This window comes from Burkholderia sp. BCC1972, from assembly GCF_905339605.1.
Lineage (GTDB): Bacteria > Pseudomonadota > Gammaproteobacteria > Burkholderiales > Burkholderiaceae > Burkholderia.
In genome coordinates this window covers 39,850-56,440 of the sequence record NZ_CAJPGH010000015.1, presented here as the reverse complement: position 1 = coordinate 56,440, position 16,591 = coordinate 39,850, and the positions used below count along the sequence as shown (strand labels likewise).

Annotated in this window: 14 protein-coding genes and 1 riboswitch; of the genes, 8 read left to right on the top strand and 6 right to left on the bottom strand. The window is 70.8% G+C overall.

Annotated features, from left to right (window positions below; all coding sequences use genetic code 11):
• The first annotated feature begins 90 nt into the window (after positions 1-90).
• The 4 genes from U5798_RS21430 to U5798_RS21415 all read left to right on the top strand — a co-directional run bounded on the left by U5798_RS21430 (position 91) and on the right by U5798_RS21415 (position 4,663).
• Positions 91-1,251 carry a CoA transferase gene (locus U5798_RS21430; protein WP_322083116.1) on the top strand — a complete coding sequence of 387 codons (1,161 nt, stop codon included), beginning with the start codon at positions 91-93 and terminating at the stop codon, positions 1,249-1,251.
• Between the two features lie 102 nt (positions 1,252-1,353).
• Positions 1,354-2,655: a CitMHS family transporter gene (locus U5798_RS21425; RefSeq protein ID WP_124451694.1), complete on the top strand. Its 1,302-nt coding sequence runs from the start codon at positions 1,354-1,356 to the stop codon at positions 2,653-2,655.
• A 37-nt stretch (positions 2,656-2,692) separates the two neighbouring features.
• Positions 2,693-3,859: an acyl-CoA dehydrogenase family protein gene (locus U5798_RS21420; protein WP_322083115.1), complete on the top strand. Its 1,167-nt coding sequence runs from the start codon at positions 2,693-2,695 to the stop codon at positions 3,857-3,859.
• Positions 3,860-3,919: 60 nt separating this feature from the next.
• Positions 3,920-4,663 carry an IclR family transcriptional regulator gene (locus U5798_RS21415; protein WP_322083114.1) on the top strand — a complete coding sequence of 248 codons (744 nt, stop codon included), beginning with the start codon at positions 3,920-3,922 and terminating at the stop codon, positions 4,661-4,663.
• A gap of 76 nt (positions 4,664-4,739) precedes the next feature.
• Here the strand turns inward: U5798_RS21415 and U5798_RS21410 are convergent, their stop codons facing one another.
• Entirely contained in the window at positions 4,740-6,095 is a 1,356-nt protein-coding gene (locus tag U5798_RS21410; protein ID WP_322083113.1) for a chitinase, read from the bottom strand.
• Between the two features lie 240 nt (positions 6,096-6,335).
• Positions 6,336-7,238, bottom strand: coding sequence for a LysR substrate-binding domain-containing protein (locus U5798_RS21405; RefSeq protein ID WP_322083112.1), 903 nt, complete (start codon positions 7,236-7,238; stop codon positions 6,336-6,338).
• A gap of 94 nt (positions 7,239-7,332) precedes the next feature.
• Here U5798_RS21405 and U5798_RS21400 point away from each other — a divergent pair, with 94 nt between their 5' ends.
• Positions 7,333-8,538, top strand: coding sequence for an MFS transporter (locus tag U5798_RS21400; protein WP_322083111.1), 1,206 nt, complete (start codon positions 7,333-7,335; stop codon positions 8,536-8,538).
• Positions 8,539-8,544: 6 nt separating this feature from the next.
• Here the strand turns inward: U5798_RS21400 and cobJ are convergent, their stop codons facing one another.
• The 4 genes from cobJ to cobG are packed head-to-tail and all read right to left on the bottom strand — an operon-like array spanning position 8,545 to position 12,965.
• A complete protein-coding gene (cobJ, locus tag U5798_RS21395) occupies positions 8,545-10,254 on the bottom strand; it encodes a precorrin-3B C(17)-methyltransferase (protein WP_322083110.1) in 1,710 nt (569 codons plus the stop codon).
• The gene (locus U5798_RS21390; protein ID WP_322083109.1) at positions 10,251-10,985 is read right to left on the bottom strand and encodes a precorrin-2 C(20)-methyltransferase; all 735 of its coding nucleotides are present in this window, start codon (positions 10,983-10,985) and stop codon (positions 10,251-10,253) included. The genes cobJ and U5798_RS21390 overlap by 4 nt, the downstream gene beginning before the upstream one ends.
• Positions 10,982-11,608 (bottom strand): precorrin-8X methylmutase, encoded by a 627-nt coding sequence (locus U5798_RS21385; protein ID WP_175878997.1) that lies wholly within the window; start codon positions 11,606-11,608, stop codon positions 10,982-10,984. The genes U5798_RS21390 and U5798_RS21385 overlap by 4 nt, the downstream gene beginning before the upstream one ends.
• Positions 11,601-12,965, bottom strand: a complete 1,365-nt coding sequence (gene cobG, locus U5798_RS21380; protein WP_322083189.1) for a precorrin-3B synthase — start codon at positions 12,963-12,965, stop codon at positions 11,601-11,603. Before cobG ends, U5798_RS21385 begins: the two co-directional genes overlap by 8 nt.
• 106 nt (positions 12,966-13,071) lie before the next feature.
• Positions 13,072-13,263: riboswitch (cobalamin riboswitch) on the bottom strand.
• 202 nt (positions 13,264-13,465) lie between these two features.
• On the opposite strand from cobG, the gene cbiE reads away from it, so the two are divergent.
• Genes cbiE through U5798_RS21365 form a run of 3 tightly spaced genes read left to right on the top strand, consistent with a single transcriptional unit; the run spans position 13,466 to position 16,562 of the window.
• Positions 13,466-14,746: a precorrin-6y C5,15-methyltransferase (decarboxylating) subunit CbiE gene (gene cbiE / locus U5798_RS21375; RefSeq protein WP_322083188.1), complete on the top strand. Its 1,281-nt coding sequence runs from the start codon at positions 13,466-13,468 to the stop codon at positions 14,744-14,746.
• On the top strand, positions 14,746-15,834 hold the full coding sequence (locus U5798_RS21370) for a cobalt-precorrin-5B (C(1))-methyltransferase (RefSeq protein ID WP_322083108.1): 1,089 nt from the start codon (positions 14,746-14,748) through the stop codon (positions 15,832-15,834). The genes cbiE and U5798_RS21370 overlap by 1 nt, the downstream gene beginning before the upstream one ends.
• Positions 15,831-16,562, top strand: coding sequence for a cobalt-precorrin-6A reductase (locus tag U5798_RS21365; RefSeq protein ID WP_322083107.1), 732 nt, complete (start codon positions 15,831-15,833; stop codon positions 16,560-16,562). The genes U5798_RS21370 and U5798_RS21365 overlap by 4 nt, the downstream gene beginning before the upstream one ends.
• Positions 16,563-16,591: the final 29 nt, after the last annotated feature.

The following is a 16,591-nucleotide window of genomic DNA, read 5'->3' as shown; positions in this document are numbered from 1 at the left end:
GAATTATTCGTCGAATCCGGATGGTTGCACGCCAGGAGCGCCGACCGCCGGAGCCGGCAGTCCGATCAACCGGAACCAGGAGCGGGACGCATGTCGGAACACGAGCAGCAGGGCGCGCTGGCGGGATTGCGCATCATCGACCTGTCGCGGGTGCTGGGCGGCCCGTACGCGACGCAGATCCTCGCCGACCACGGCGCGGAGGTGATCAAGGTCGAACCGCCGTCCGGCGACGAGACGCGTACCTGGGGGCCGCCGTTCGACGGCGACACCGCGTCGTATTTCCTCGGCGTGAACCGCAACAAGCTCGGTATCGCGCTCGACCTGACGCAACCGGCCGACCGCGAGCGGCTGCTCGGCCTGCTCGAGCACGCGGACGCCATCGTCGAGAACTTCAAGATCGGCACGATGGAGCGCTGGGGGCTCGGTTTCGATGCGCTGCATGCGCGGTTTCCGCGCCTCGTCCATTGCCGCGTGTCGGGTTTCGGCGCGGACGGCCCGCTCGGCGGGCTGCCCGGCTACGACGCGGCCGTGCAGGCGCTCGCGGGGTTGATGAGTGTCAATGGCGAAGCGGGCGGCGCACCGCTGCGCGTCGGCGTGCCGATCGTCGATCTCGTCACGGGGCTGAACGCGGCGCTCGGCGTGCTGATGGCGCTGCGCGAGCGCGATGCGAGCGGCCGCGGCCAGTTCGTCGAATCGACGCTGTTCGACTGCGCGCTGTCGATCCTGCATCCGCATACGCCGAACTTCTTCCATTCGGGCAACGCGCCCGTGCGCACCGGCAACGCGCATCCGAACATCACGCCGTACGACAGCTTCCCGACGGCGGGCGTCGACATCTTCCTGGCGGTCGGCAACAACGGGCAGTTCGCGGCGCTGTGCGACGTGCTCGGCACGCGCGGCTGGCTCGACGATCCGCGTTTCGTCGACAACCGCGCGCGCAGCGCGAACCGCGCCGCACTGCGTGCACTGCTCGAAGCGGCACTGGCCGCCCACGACGGTGCAGCGCTCGCCGAGCAGCTGATGCGCCGCGGCGTGCCGTGCGCGCCGGTACTCGGGCTCGATGCGGCACTCGATCATCCGCATGTCGCGCATCGGGAGATGAAGGTCGAGCTGGGCCGACATCGCGGCATCGCGTCGCCGATCAAGCTCGGCCGTACGCCGGCGACGTACCGCCGGCCGCCGCCCGCGCTGAACGAACACGCGGCGCAGGTGTTTGCGGACGACGACAACCACAACGACCACCGGGACTGACCGGCATCGCGGCCGCCGGCCGCGCGGACCGGCACGCCATCATTCGGACATCCCGCCGGCTCGCGCACGAACGACGCATGCCGGCTGAAGAGGAGACGCATCATGCTCGCATGGATCGGCGCGATCGCCATCGTCGCGCTGTTCGGCCTGATCATCACGAAGCGGCTGTCGCCGCTCGTCGCGCTGATCGTCGTGCCGGTGGCCGCGTCGCTCGCGGCCGGCTTCGGATTGGCGACCGGCAAGTTCATCGTGCACGGCGTACAGAACATCGGCCCGATCGCCGGAATGTTCGTTTTTGCGATTCTATTTTTCGGAATCCTAACTGATGCAGGGATGCTCGACCCGATCATCGCGGGCGTATTGCGCGTGATCGGCTGCCATCCGCCGCGCATCGTGATGGGCTCGGCGCTGCTCGCGCTGCTGATCCACCTCGACGGCTCGGGCGCCGTCACGTTTCTCGTCACGCTGCCGGCGATGATGCCGCTCTACACGCGGCTCGGGATGGACCGGCGGATTCTCGCCTGCGTCGCGTCGATGGCGGCCGGCGTCAACTTCCTCCCATGGGTCGGGCCGATGCTGCGCGCATCGGCGGCGCTGCACATTCCCGGCTCGGCGATCTTCACGCCGATGATTCCGGTACAGATCGTCGGGCTCGTGTTCGTGTTCGGCACCGCATACGTGCTCGGCGTGCGCGAGGCAAAGCGGCTCGGGCTCGACCGTGCCGGCGCGGCGTCGCTGGCGATCGCGCCGCGCGAGCTGACCGACGCCGAACGCGCATTGCGCCGGCCGGATCGCTTCGGGATCAACGTCGCGCTGACGCTCGTCGTGCTCGTCACGCTGGTGTCGGGCATCGTCGACCCGATGGTGATGTTCATGCTCGGCACGGTCGCCGCGCTCGTGATCAACTACCCGGACGTGCAGGCGCAGCGCGAGCGGATCGACGCGCATGCGAAGGCCGCGCTGATGATGGCGAGCGTGCTGCTCGCGGCCGGCGCGTTCACCGGCATCATGTCCGGCACGGGGATGCTGAAGGCGATGGCGGAAGTCGTCGTCGCGCACGTACCGGTCGAGCATGCGCGCCACATGCCGTTCGTGCTCGGGCTGCTGTCGATGCCGCTCAGCCTGCTGTTCGACCCCGATTCGTTCTACTTCGGCGTGCTGCCGGTGCTCGCGGAGAGCGGCAAGCTGCTCGGCGTGCCGCCGATCCAGATGGCGCAGGCCGCGCTGCTCGGCCAGATGACGACGGGCTTTCCGGTGAGCCCGCTGACGCCCGCGACGTTCCTGATCGTCGGCCTGACCGGCGTCGAGCTCGCCGAGCATCAGAAATTCACGATTCCGTTCCTGTTCGCCGCCACCGTGCTGATGGTGTTCGCCGCGGTCGCGACGGGCGTGTTTCCGCTATGAACGGCCGAGCCGTTCACGTTCCCCGGGAGAGCAGTCCATGCAGTTCGACCTGACCGACGACCAGCGCGCGATCGAAAGCGCGATCGAGAAAATCTGCGAGCGCTTCGGCGACGACTACTGGCTCGAACGCGATCGCGCGGGCGGGTTTCCGGCCGATTTCCACGCGGCGCTCGCCGAAGCCGGCTGGCTCGGCATCGCGATGGACCCGGCTCACGGCGGCGCCGGGCTCGGAATGACCGAGGCCGCGCTGATGATGCGCACGATCAGTGCATCGGGCGCCGGCCTGTCCGGCGCGTCGGCCGTGCACATGAACATCTTCGGGCTGAACCCGGTGCAGGTGTTCGGCAACGACGCGCAGAAGGCACGCTTCCTGCCGCCGCTGATCGCCGGGCGCGACAAGGCGTGCTTCGCGGTGACGGAACCCGACGCAGGCCTCGACACCACGCACCTGAGCACGCAGGCGCGCCGCGACGGTGACGACTACGTGCTGAGCGGGCGCAAGATCTGGATCTCGACCGCCCAGGTCGCGAACAAGATGCTGATCATCGCGCGCACGACGCCGCTCGACCAGGTCTCGAAGCCGACCGAGGGGCTGAGCCTGTTCTATACCGACCTCGATCGTTCGCGCGTCGAGGTGCGTGAAATCGAGAAGATGGGCCGCAAGGCGGTCGACTCGAACATGCTGTTCATCGACAACCTGCGCGTGTCGCGCGACGACCTGATCGGCAACGAAGGCGACGGCTTCCGCTACCTGCTGCACGGGCTGAATCCCGAGCGGATCCTGATCGCAGCGGAGGCGATCGGGCTCGGGCAGGCCGCGCTGCGCCGCGCGACGCAGTATGCATGCGAGCGCGTCGTGTTCGGCCGGCCGATCGGGCAGAACCAGTCGATCCAGCATCCGCTCGCACAGGCGTGGATGCAGCTCGAGGCCGCGTGGCTGATGGTGATGAAGGCCGCGACGCGCTACGACGCGGGGCAGTCGTGCGGCGCGGAGGCGAACGCGGCGAAATACCTCGGCGCGGAAGCCGCGTTCCAGGCGTGCCAGACGGCCGTCGCGACGCTCGGCGGCATGGGCTACGCGAAGGAATACCATGTCGAGCGCTACCTGCGCGAGTGTATGATTCCGAGGCTCGCGCCCGTGAGCCCGCAACTGATCCTGTGCTACATCGCGGAGAAGGTGCTCGGGCTGCCGAAGTCGTACTGACCGGACCGACCCGGCGGCCGGCCCGGCGCTCGGTTTCCCGTTCCGATTCAAACGCTCGCCATGGACGTCAAACTCGTTGCCCGCACGCTCGACCTGTTCGAGCTGTTCGCCGCCGAACGGCGGCCGCTGCCGCTCACCGAACTCGCGCGCCTGCTCGATGTGCCGCCGTCGAGCTGCCTCGCGATGGCGCGCACGCTCGTGAGTCGCGGCTATCTGTACGAAGTGCGCAAGCGCGGCGGTTACTATCCGACGCGGCGCCTGCAGACGATCGCCGCCGCGATCGACGCGACCGATCCCGTCGTCGACATCGTGCATCCGCACCTCGTCGCGCTGCGCGACGCGAGCCGCGAGACGGCCGTGCTCGGCAAGATCCACGGCGTGTCGGTCACGTACCTCGACGTCGTCGAGTCGGAGCAGGCGATCCGCTATACGCGCCAGCCGGGCGAGCTGCGTCCGCTGCACGCGAACTCGATCGGCAAGGCGATTTTCGCGGAACTCGCCGGCGACGCGCAGCAGGCGCTCGGCGCGCAACTGCCGTTCGAACGCTTCACCGACGCGACGGTGGCCGACCTGCCGGCGCTCGTCGCGCAAACCGCGCGGTTTCGCGAACTCGGCTGGGCCGAGAACTTCGGCGAGAGCGCGCCCGAGCTGTCGGCGATCGCGGTCGCGCTGACGCTCGACGGCGACTGGTACGGGCTGTCGGTCGTCGGGCCGACCGAGCGGATCCGCCAGCATCGCGACACGCACGCGGCGCTGCTCGTCGACGCGAAGGCGCGGCTGCTGGCCGAGCACGCGCGCGGGTAGGGCGGGCCGCCCGCCGGCGCGATCCTGCCGCACCGGAAGCGACCCGCCGCGCGTCACACGCGAGCGCGTCGCGACGTCACGATTTCACCCACACGCCGCCCGCGCTCGGGTTGTCGCCCTGCGTCCACCATTTCGCGCAGTACTTCGCGCCCTGGTACATCACGCAGGTGCCGCCCTGGTAGGCGGTCGTCGCCGACCACACCGGCGAGCCGCCGCCGACCGGCTTCCATACGGCCGCCTGGCCGGGCACGTCGCCCTGTGTCCACCATTGCGCCTGGTAGGTCGTGCCCTGGTAGGTGACCGTCGCGCCGGCCGTATAGACCTGGCCGGCCGCCCACGGTGCGCCCGGCTGCGGCGTGCCGCCGCCCGAGCCGCCGCCGTAGTTCGGATCCTGCGTGACGCCTGCGCCCCATTTGCCGTCGAGCTGCTTGAAGATCGTCGCGAACGCGTACGGCTGCTGCGCGACGCCCGAGCAGGTCGGCGACGCATACGTGCCGCCGGACGGGCACGCCTGGTCGCGGCCGACCGACCAGTTGCCGAAGAAGCCGTAGCCGTTGCTGACCGCAGCGTTCAACACACTTTGCGCATTCGCGAGCGTGAAGGTTTCGCCCTGCACGTCGTTCACGCCGATCATCGGCGTGACGCCGACCATCTGCCACAGCTGCGCATTCGTCTTCGGCCGGCCGGCCGACTTGAACGCCGTGTCGAGCTGCGAATACAGCGCCTGCGCGGCGCTGATCGCGGCGGCGCCCATGTCGATGTTCGCGGGGCCGTAGTCCATCGCCATCACGTTCACCGCATCGAACGCGGCCTGGTTGGAAATCGCCGCATTGACGACGTTCAGGCCGTCCTGCGTGAGCCCGGTCGGCATCGTCGGCAGCGTCAGCGTGACGTGCAGCGGCTTGCCCTTCGCCGCATAGTCGGACTGCAGCTGCGCGACGGCCTGGAAGTTGCGCGCGACCGCTGCCGTGTCCTGCTGCGACGCGCCCTCGATGTCGAAATCGATATGCGTGAGGCCGTACGTATCGATCACGGTCTGGTACGCAGTTTTCAGCGCGGGGACCGTCGAGCATGCCTGCATCAGCGGCGTGCCGTTCGCGCCGCCGAACGACACGGCGACTTCGCCGCCCTTCGCACGGTAGCTCGCGATCGACGTCGACAGCGCGGTCAACAGGCCGCCGCTCGCGCCGTTGCCGATCGGCTGCACGCCGCCCCACGACGGCACGCAGCCGTTGCCCGCGACCACGAACGCGAGCGTGAATTGCTGGATGCCTTGCCGGACGCCGATCTGGTCGACGAGCGGTGTCGGATAGAGCGTCACGTCGACGAAGGGCGCATAGACGCCGGCGCCCTGGGACACGCTCGCCACTGCAAGCAGACAACCCGCGGCAATGGCACGCGGGATGAAACGCGGCAACACATTGTTGTTCATTGTGTTCTCCAAGTGGAAGAGGGATACGCTGGCCTGCGTATCGCCGCCGGTCGGGCGACCGGGCATGCCCGGCCGGCGGCGTGCCCATCTTGGAGGATTCGCGCCGAATAGTGAATGCTTAGGTGTTCTTTTTGTTATTTGATTTCCGATACGTAACGATCTTGCCGATTCGACACAGTTGCGCAACGCGGGAGGCGGGTGAATTTCCCGATCGGCACGCTGCAGCGCGGTACGCGCCGCTTACGTCGATGCAGGCAGCGCCTGCGAGCGAGCCAATGCAACGAAACGCTCGACGCAGGCCGACGAATACGGCTCGTTCCACGATACGATCTGCTCGACCGCGCGCGTGCCGGCGAGCGGCACGTAGACGACGCCCGGGCGCTGCAGCGTCGCCGTGAAGCCCGGCACGATCGCGATCCCGCGTTCGGCGGCGACCAGCGACACGAGCGTCGCGATCTGCGCGGCAGTGGCCCCGATCCGCGGCGCGAATCCGGCCTGCGCGCACAGGTCGTCCAGCGCGGCGGTCAATGCCGAACCGTAACCGGGCGGAAAGGTCACGAAGGTTTCGCCGGCCAGTTCCGCGACGTCGAGGCTCGCACGGCCCGCGAGCGGATTGCCGGCCGGCACGGCCGCGACGAGCGGTTCGCGCGACACGACGAGCGATGCGACGGGCATGCCGGGCGCGCCGTCCCACGCCCAGCCGAAGCCGACGTCCATCGCGCCGTCGGCGATCTGCTGGCGCTGGCTGGCGGTCGCCGCCTCGCGGAACGCGAGTTCGACATCGGGCATCGTGCGGCTCGCGGCGCGGATCACGTCGGGGAACGTATCGGACATCGGAATCGAACTCGCGTAGCCGATCACGATGCGCCCGGCGATGCCCTGCGCGATCTTGCGCGCACTTGCCTCGGCTTCGGCGGCCGCGCTGACGACGTGGCGCGCATGGTCGAGGAACAGTTCGCCTTCCGGCGTGAGCCGCACCGCGCGCGTCGAACGCTCGAACAGTCGCACGCCGAGCTCGCTTTCCAGCGCGGCGATATGGCGCGTCAGCGGCGGCTGCGCGACGCGCAGGCGCAAGGCCGCGCGGCCGAAGTGCAGTTCGTCGGCGACGACCACGAAATAGCGGAGGCGGCGCAGGTCGAGCATTGTTGTCGTTCCGGTATCAATGACGATGAAAACGGTATTGGCGTGCTCGCGGCGCGCTCGTCAGACTGTCGTCATCGACGATCAGGCATTTCCGATGAACGACAGGACCACGCGCATCGCGTTCTTTCTCTGCGGCTTCGCCGCGTTTCTCAATCTCTATTCGACGCAGGGCATCCTGCACGAACTCGCGGCGGCCTTCGGCGTCAGCGCAGAGCGCGCAGGGCAGGGCGTGAGCGCGACCACGGCGGCCGTCGCCATTATCGCGCCGTTCGTCGGCGTGCTGGCTGGCCGCATCGAGCGGCGCGTCGCGATCTCGCTGGCGGCGGTGGCCGTCGCGCTGCCGGTCGTGTGGTCCGCGCATGCGGCAGGTTTCGCGTCGTTTCTCGGCGCGCGCTTTGCGGCCGGGCTGGTGATGCCGTTCATCTTCGCGCTGTCGATCGCGACGATCGGCGAACGCTTCGATCGCGGCACGTCGGCCGAGATCGGCGCGCTGTTCGTCGCAGGCACGACGCTCGGCGGTTTCGCCGGCCGTTTCGTCACGAACCTGCTGACGTCGATGTGGGGCTGGCGGCATGCGCTCGACGTCGTCGCGGCGCTGTGTCTCGTCACGGGCGTCGCGATTTACGCGAGCCTGCCGGCATCTGGCGCGGTCGCCCGGCCAGCGCCCGGCAACGACGCGCATGCGGGGCCGTCGTGGTGCATCGTCATGCGCGGCCCGCTGCTCGCGTCGTTCGCGATCGGTGCCTGCGTGCTCGCATCGCAGGTCGCGACGTTCACGTTCGTCGGCCTGCGGCTCGCGCGTGCGCCGTTCGGCTTCGGCACGGTCGAGATCGGCGCAATCTATGCGGTGTTTCTGGTCGCCGTGATCGTGACGCCGCTGGCCGGGCGCGTCGCGCGGCATCGCGGCCCGCGCGCGCCGGGGCTCGCCGCCGCCGCGCTCGCGATCGGCGGCGCATTGCTGACGCTGTCGGACAGCGTGCCGGTGATCCTGGCCGGCCTCGCGCTCGGCTCGAGCGCCGTGTTCGTCGAACAGGCGTCGGCCAATACGTTCATCTCGCACGCGGCGGCGAACGCGCGCTCGACGGCGATCGGCATCTACCTGTCCTGCTACTACTTCGGCGGCAGTCTCGGCTCGATCCTGCCGGTGCCCGGCTGGCATCGCTGGGGATGGGCCGGCTGCGTCGCCTTCGTGGTCGTCGCGCAGGCCGTCGTCGGCATACTCGTGTACCGGTTCTGGCGCACCGGCAGCACGGCAGGCGTCGCGCATGCCGGCGCGTGCGACGGCACGCTCACGCGCTAGCCGCGATCAGCGATACCAGCGCGGCGTGTAGACCCATTCGCGCGCGTTGCCGATCGCGAAGCGCCGCGTCGTCGACGACCCGACGATCACCATCGTCCGCATGTCGACCTGGTCGCTGCGCAGTGCGCCGAGCGTCGTTGTCGTCAGCGTTGCGCCCGGCCGGCCGATGTCACGACCGAGCACGACCACCGTCTCGGCCGCGCGATGCGCGCGCACGACGTCGAGCGCACGGTCGAGCTGCCACGGTCGCGCACGCGAGATCGGGTTGTAGAACGCCATCACGAGATCGGCTTGCGCCGCATGCCGCAGGCGCGTCTCGATCACGTCCCACGGCTTCAGGTTGTCCGACAGCGAAATCGCGCAGAAATCGTGACCGAGCGGCGCGCCGGCTTGCGCGGCCGTCGCAAGCGACGCCGAGATACCGGGCTCCACGCGCAGGTCGACTGCGGCCCATTGCGGGTCGCGCGCTTCGTCGAGCGCTTCGAGCACGGCTGCGGCCATCGCGAACACGCCGGGGTCGCCGGACGACACGACCGCGACGCGCCGGCCTTCGGCCGCGAGTTCGAACGCATGGCGTGCGCGCTGCATTTCCTCGCGATTGTCGGTGCCGTGCACGCGCTGGTCGCTGCGGAACGGGCCGGCCATGTTCACGTAAGTCGTGTAGCCGAGGATGTCGGTCGCTTGCGCGAGCGCGGCGCGGGCGGCCGGCGTGAGCCATGCGGCACCGCCCGGGCCGAGGCCGAGTACGGTCAGGCGCCCGCGCGCGCGGCCGAGCGTGGCGGGATCGACAGGATGCGACGCCACCGCGCACGCAAGGCCGTTCGATGCCGGACGCAGCGTATGCGCGACACGCAACGTGCGGCCGAGCAGCGTGGCCGCATCGGCAGGCGCGTCGCTGTCGGCATCGACGAAACGCAGCGGCACGTCGAGTGCTCGCGCGGCTTCCTCCAGCGCGGATTCGCCGATCGCCGATGCCGGCGCGACGAGGGCGGCGAGTGCGAGCCGCGCGAGACCTTGCCCGGCGAGCATGGCGTCGATGCGCACGGCGAGCGCTTCGCCGGCGTGCACGGCATCGGCGGCGAAGCCAACGACCACGCTGCGCGGATGGATCACGAGTTCGTCGCGTGTGCCGCGCCATGCGTCGGGCGTCACGCGGATCGCATGCGCGGCCGCATCGTCGCGCGGCAGCGCGACCTCGTCGAGCCACGCCGCTGCGCCGTCGACGCGCGTCGATGCACCGGCAAGCAGGTCGGACACGAAGCGCTTGCCCTGCGCGAGATCGGCCAGCGCATAGCCTGCGGGCGGATTGAGCACGCAGGCGCCGAAGCGCAATTCACCGCTGGTCGTGATGGCTGGCGCGACGCCGACGCATTCGGCGATTTCGCGCGCGATCACGTTGACGCCCGTCAGCCCGCCGAGCAGCGGCACGACGGCCGAGCCATCCTCCGCGACCGCGAGCACGGGCGGTTCGACGCCCTTGTCGGCGAGCGCGGGCGCGAGGCAGCGGATCACGATGCCGGCCGCGCACAGCGCGACGATCGGCAAGCCGCGCGCATAGAGTTCGCGCAGGTGTGCGCCGAGTTCGTCGAACGGCACGTCGGCATCGACGCGCGACGCGAGGCCGTGCACGCTTGCGCCCGGATAGCGTGCCTGGATGCAGCGCGCGGTGTCCAGCGCGCCCGCGCCGAGAATCACGATCGCGGGCGGGGTCGTCATCCTTGCCATTTTTCCCCCGGCACGACGAGCAGCGAGAAATACGGCGATGCCATCGGGTCGACTTCGTCGAGCGGCACGATGCGCTGGTTCGCCATCGTCGCGCGCTCGACGTACAGCGCGCGTTTCGCGAGCCCGAGTTCGTCGAGCACGCGCCGCACCTTGTCGAAATTGCGGCCGAGCTTCATCACGACGGCCGCGTCGGCCCGTGCGAGCCGCTCGCGCAGCTCGGGTTCGGGCAGCACGCCGGACAGCACCGACAGGCTCTGGTTGCGATAGACGAGCGGCTGGCCGAGCACGGCCGTGCCGCCGAGCATCGCGCACACGCCCGGGATCACCTCGGTGTCGTAGCGTGGCGCGAGGCGGTCGTGCAGGTACATGTACGAGCCGTAGAAGAACGGGTCGCCTTCGCAGATCACCGCGACGTCGCGGCCTGCATCGAGATGCGCCGCGACGATTTCGGCGGCCGTATCGTAGAAGTCGGCGATCACCGTCTCGTAGCAGAGCGGCGGCGGCAGCGCCTCGGTCGTCACCGGATAGATGAGCGGCAGTTGCGTCTGCCCGTCGAGCAGGTGCGCTTCGACGATGCCGTACGCATTGCCTTTCTTGCCCTTCGCGACGAAATACGCGACCACCGGCGCCGCCTGCAGCACGCGCAACGCCTTGATCGTCATCAGTTCAGGATCGCCGGGGCCGACGCCGACCCCGAACAGCCGTCCGCGCGCGGTCGTCACTCGACCTCCGTCGCGAGTGCATTGACCGCGGCGGCGGCCATCGCGCTGCCGCCGCGCCGGCCGAGCAGCGCGACGTACGGCACGCCGCGGCTGTCGGCATCGAGCATCGCCTTCGATTCGGCCGCACCGATGAAGCCCACCGGAAAACCGAGGATCAGCGCGGGGCGCGGCGCGCCGGCATCGATCATGTCGAGCAGGTGGAACAGCGCGGTCGGCGCATTGCCGATCACGACGACGCTGCCCGCGAGATGGGGGCGCCACAGCTCGAGCGCGGCGGCCGAGCGCGTGTTGCCGAGATGGCGCGCGAGATCGGGCACCTCGGGCTCGCCGAGCGTGCAGATCACGCGGTTGGCCGCAGGCAGCCGTGCGCGCGTGATGCCTTCGGCGACCATCCGCGCATCGCACAGGATCGGCGCGCCGGCCGCGAGCGCCGTACGGCCCGCCGTGCCCGCGCCGGCCGAGAAGCGCAGGTCGTAGACGACATCGACCATCCCGCACGCATGGATCACGCGCACCGCGAGTTTCTCGAGGTCGGGCGGAACCTGCGACAGGTCGGCCTCGGCGCGGATCGTCGCGAACGACTGGCGGTAGATTTCCTGCCCGTCGCGAATGTAGTCAAGCATCGGTGGTGTCCTGGCTGTGCCGCGCGCCCGTCAAACGGGCCGCGGCCTGGTCAATCGTCAGATGGCGCGCGAGCGGGGCGCCGAGGCCCTCGGCCGCGTCGCGCCGGTAAAGGTCGTAATGCGCGGGCGCTACTGCAACGAGCGTGTGCGTCGCGGGATGCGGCAGCGCGCAGTGGCGTTCGCACCCGGTCAGGTGCACGTCGACCGGCTGGCCGATGCGCGCGGCGAGTGCGAGCGCGTCGCGTTTCGTGTCGGCGCGCGCTTTCGCGCAGCCTGCGCTGCCGGCGCAGGCGACGAGCGTCGCGAGCGGGTCCGTCGGCCGGCACACGAGGCCGATCGACGCGAGCGCGTCGAGCGTGGCCGCTGCGCGTTCGTTCGGCACGCCATGGAGAAACACGCCTTGCCACGGCGTCATCGACAGCGTGCCGTCGCCGCCGGCTTCGGCCAGCGCGGCAAGCTGTTCCAGCTGCGTCGCGTCGAGCCGCCCGAGTATGCATTGCGCGCCGACGTTGCAGCGGGCCGGATCAAGCGACGGGCGTACGCCGAAACGCAGCTTCGGGTCGGCACTCGTGCGCCGCCAGCCGGCGAGCGCGGGATCGGCCGTGAGCGGGAAGGGCAGGCCGTGCTGCGCGTGATCTAACAACGCACGTTCGCCGGCTGTCGCGAGCACGGCGCGCATCCGCGTGACATCGGCCGGCGCGAGATCGAGGAACGCGAGCAGCAGCGCGCGGACCAGCGCGACGGCCTGATCGGGCGACACATCGACCGACGCGGGCCGGTCGCCCTCCGCGACGGGCGGGCAACCGGCCAGCCCGGCCGCCATGCGTACCGCGCCGTCCGCGCGGCGCCACGCGGCGAGCCAGATGTCGTGCGGATGATCGAGCGCCGCGACCGATTCGCCGCCATCGAGCAGGATCGAGAATTTCGGCGACAGCTCGCCGCGGCGCGGCTCGCCGGCCAGCATGTCGAGCAGCGGAATGGCGAGCGCGCGGCTGTCGACGAGTGCGGCGGGATCGTGCCCGGCGAGCGGGCTGAGCAGGAGGTTGCGGACGTCGTCGCTCGCGGCGAGCGCGGCCGTATCGGCGCTCGAGCCTGCCGTCGCATCGACGCGCGGGCCGAGCCCCGCGTCGAGCAGGGCGCGCGTCAGCGCATCGGCGGCGCCGTCGCGAATGCCGCGCAACTGGAGATTCGCGCGATTGGTCGCGTCGATCGCGCCGGAGCCGTATTGGCGTGCTGCATCGGCAATCGCGCGCGCCTGGCGCGCATCGAGCCGGCCGCCCGGCAGCTTGATCCGGCACAGCCCGCCGTCGGCGGCCGCGACCACGCGCACGAGCCCCGGGCAAGCCGACGGGCGCACGACGGGCGACGCAGGAATCGAATCGGGGGCGGAACTCAACGGGATACCGGGACAGTGTCGCGCCGCGGCCAACGCATCGGTACACCCCGCCCGACGCCGACTGGCACGCACGCACTTTCTGGCCGGCAGGTCTCCTGGCTGACAGGTCGGCGCCGGCTCCCGGCCTTCCCGGTGAAACCAGTGGCATGAGGGGGAGATCGGCTCGCTGTCTACAGTTGCGGGGGCAGCCACAGCGGCGCGCGGCGCGCCCTGTGTTCCCTCTTCGGCCCCGAAGGGCACCGGCGAACGAACGGCCGTAGGATACCCGATTTCGACCGCGATTCGCGACCGGATGGCCGTTTGCGGCGGGCGAAACGGGCAGCGGCCGTGCGCCGGCGGGCCGGCAGATGAAACGCGGGAGGGAACACGGTACCATGCCGTTCTTTGCAATGCGGACGGCGGCGCCGGCGCTTTCGCGGCCGGGCGGCGACACGATGGAATCGAACGATGGGGAAGAGTGCATGACGGCGTGGCTGACGGTAGTGGGCATCGGCGACGACGGTTACGCGGGGCTCGGCCGCAGCGCACGGCGCGCGCTGCTCGACGCGACGCTCGTGGTCGGCGCGAAGCGGCATCTCGACATGCTGCCCGCGCGGCTGCCGGCCGCGCGCGAAGCGTGGCCGTCGCCGTTCGACCTGGCGGGCGTGCTCGCGCGGCGCCCGTCGCCCGTGTGCGTGCTCGCGAGCGGCGACCCGATGCTGTTCGGCGTCGGCGCGACGCTCGCGCGCCAGCTTTCCCCCGACGAATGGCGCGCGCTGCCCGCGCCATCGTCGCTGTCGCTCGCGGCCGCGCGCCTCGGCTGGACGCTGCAGGACGTCGGCGCGGTCTCGCTCGTCGGCCGTCCGCTCGCGACGCTCGCGCGGCATCTGCTGCCGGGCCGGCGCCTGTTCGTGCTGAGCGCCGACGGCCGCACGCCGGCCGCCGTCGCGGCCGAACTCGCCGCGCGCGGTTTCGGGCCGACGCGCCTCAGCGTGTTCGAACATCTGGGCGGCCCGCTCGAGCGGCGTCTCGACGGCCTCGCGCAGGACTGGACCGTCGCCGAAACGGCCGCGCTCAACCTGATCGCGCTCGACTGCCAGGCCGGCCCCGACGCGCCGCGTCGCGCACTCACGCCCGGCCTGCCCGACGACGCCTATCGTCACGACGGCCAGCTCACCAAGCGCGACCTGCGCGCGATGACGCTCGGCCGCCTCGCGCCCGCGCCCGGCGAGCTGCTGTGGGACGTCGGCGCGGGCAGCGGCTCGATCGGCATCGAATGGATGCGCGCGCATCCGTCCTGCCAGGCGATCGCGATCGAAGCGCATGCGGAACGGCAGCGCTTCATCGAGCACAACCGCGACGCGCTCGGCGTGCCGGGCCTGCAGCTCGTCGCGGGTCGTGCGCCCGATGCGCTTGCCGGGCTTGCCACGCCCGACGCGATCTTCATCGGCGGCGGAGCAACGGCGCCCGGCGTGCTCGACGCGTGCTGGGCGTCGCTGAAACCCGGCGGCCGGCTGGTCGCGAACGCGGTCACGCTGCAGGGCGAGCTGGCGCTCGCCGCGTGGCGCGACGCGCACGGCGGCACGCTCACGCGCGTGTCGCTCGCGCATGCCGAACCGCTCGGCCGCTTCGACACGTGGCGCCAGCCGCTGCCCGTCACGCTGTACGACGTGCGCAAGCCCGACGCGGCCGAGATGGCCGATGCGATCGACGCGGCCGGGTCACTGAGCCCGGCGAACCCGGCAAACGCCACGGACGCGTGATGCGCGACGAAACCCCCGAACAGCCCGCGCCGCTACGGTTCGGCTATACGACCGGCAGCTGCGCGACCGCGACGTCGCTCGCGGCGGCCCGGCTGCTGCTCGCGGGCCACGCGGACGACGCGGTCGAGATCGTGCTGCCGAAAGGGCAGCGCGTGATGATGCGGCTCGCGTTCTGCCGGACCACGGCCGACGGCGCCGAAGCCGGCACGATCAAGGACGCCGGCGACGATCCGGACGTCACGCACGGTGCGCTGATCGTCGCGCGCGTCGCGCTCGCAGCCGCGCCGGGCGTGCGTTTTCACGCGGGGCCCGGCGTCGGCACGGTCACGCGCGCGGGGCTGACGCTGCCGGTCGGCGAACCGGCGATCAATCCGGTGCCGCGCCAGATGATGACGACGCACCTGGAAGCGCTGGCGGCCGAACAAGGCTACGCAGGCGGCTTCGACGTGACGATCGGCGTCGAAGGCGGCGAGGCGCTCGCGCTGAAGACGATGAACCCGCGCCTGGGGATCGTCGGCGGGCTGTCGATCCTCGGCACGACCGGCATCGTGCGGCCGTTCTCGTGTTCGGCCTATATCGCGTCGATCCACCAGGGTATCGATGTCGCCCGCGCAAACGGCATCGCGCATATCGCCGCGTGCACGGGCAACGCAAGCGAGGACGCGATGCGCGCGCACTACCACCTGCCCGACATGGCGCTGATCGAGATGGGCGATTTCGCGGGCGCGGTACTCAAGCACCTGCGGCGCGCACCGGTCGCGCGGCTGTCGATGTGCGGCGGCTTCGGCAAGCTCAGCAAGCTCGCGGCCGGCCACCTCGACCTGCACAGCCGCCATTCGAGCATCGACCTGCCGCTGCTCGCGCAATGGGCGGCCGAAGCCGGCGCGAGCGATGCGCTGCAGGCCGCGATGCGCGCCGCGAACACGAGCCAGGAAGCGCTGAAGCTGGCACGGGCCGACGGCGTGCCGCTCGGCGATCTCGTCTGCGCGCAGGCGCTGCGCGTCGCACGCGACATCGTGCCGCCGTCGGTCGCCGTCGAAATGTTCGCGATCGACCGCCAGGGCCGCTTCGTCGGGGAAGCGCGATGAGCGCGCGCATCCTGCTGCTCGGCGGCACCGGCGATGCGCTGAAGATTGCACGCGCGCTCGGCCCGCATCACGTGTACAGCCTGGCCGGACTCGGCAAGGTGCCCGACGACCTGCGCTGCGACGTGCGCGTCGGCGGCTTCGGCGGCGCCGCCGGGCTGGCCGCCTATCTGCGCGATGCCGGCATCGGCCTCGTGATCGACGCAACGCATCCGTATGCCGCGCAAATCAGCGCGAACGCCGCTGCCGCGACCCGCGACGCGGGCGTGCCGCTCTGGGCGCTGCGCCGCGCGCCCTGGACGCCGCAACCGGGCGACGACTGGCGGATGGTCGCCGACTGGGCCGGCATCGAAGCCGCGCTGGCGCCGTTCAGGCGGCCGCTGTTCACGCTCGGCCGCGCACCGCTCGCGCACCTCGACACGATCCCGCCGCACCAGTTCTGGCTCGTGCGCTGCCTCGACGCGCACCCCGGCAACGCGCAGGCGCAGATCATCGCCACGCGCGGGCCGTTCACGCTCGACAGCGAGCGTGCGCTGTTCGCGCTGACGGGCATCGACGTCGTCGTCAGCAAGAACAGCGGCGGCGCGGCCACCGAGGCCAAGCTCGATGTCGCACGCGAACGCAGGCTGCCGGTCGTGATGCTGCGGCGGCCGCCGCTGCCCGATGCCGACCGCGCGTTCGACTCGGTCGCGGCACTGCTCGACGCACTCGATCCGGCCGCGCGCGCATGACGCGGCGCGGCGGATCATCCAAAGAATTG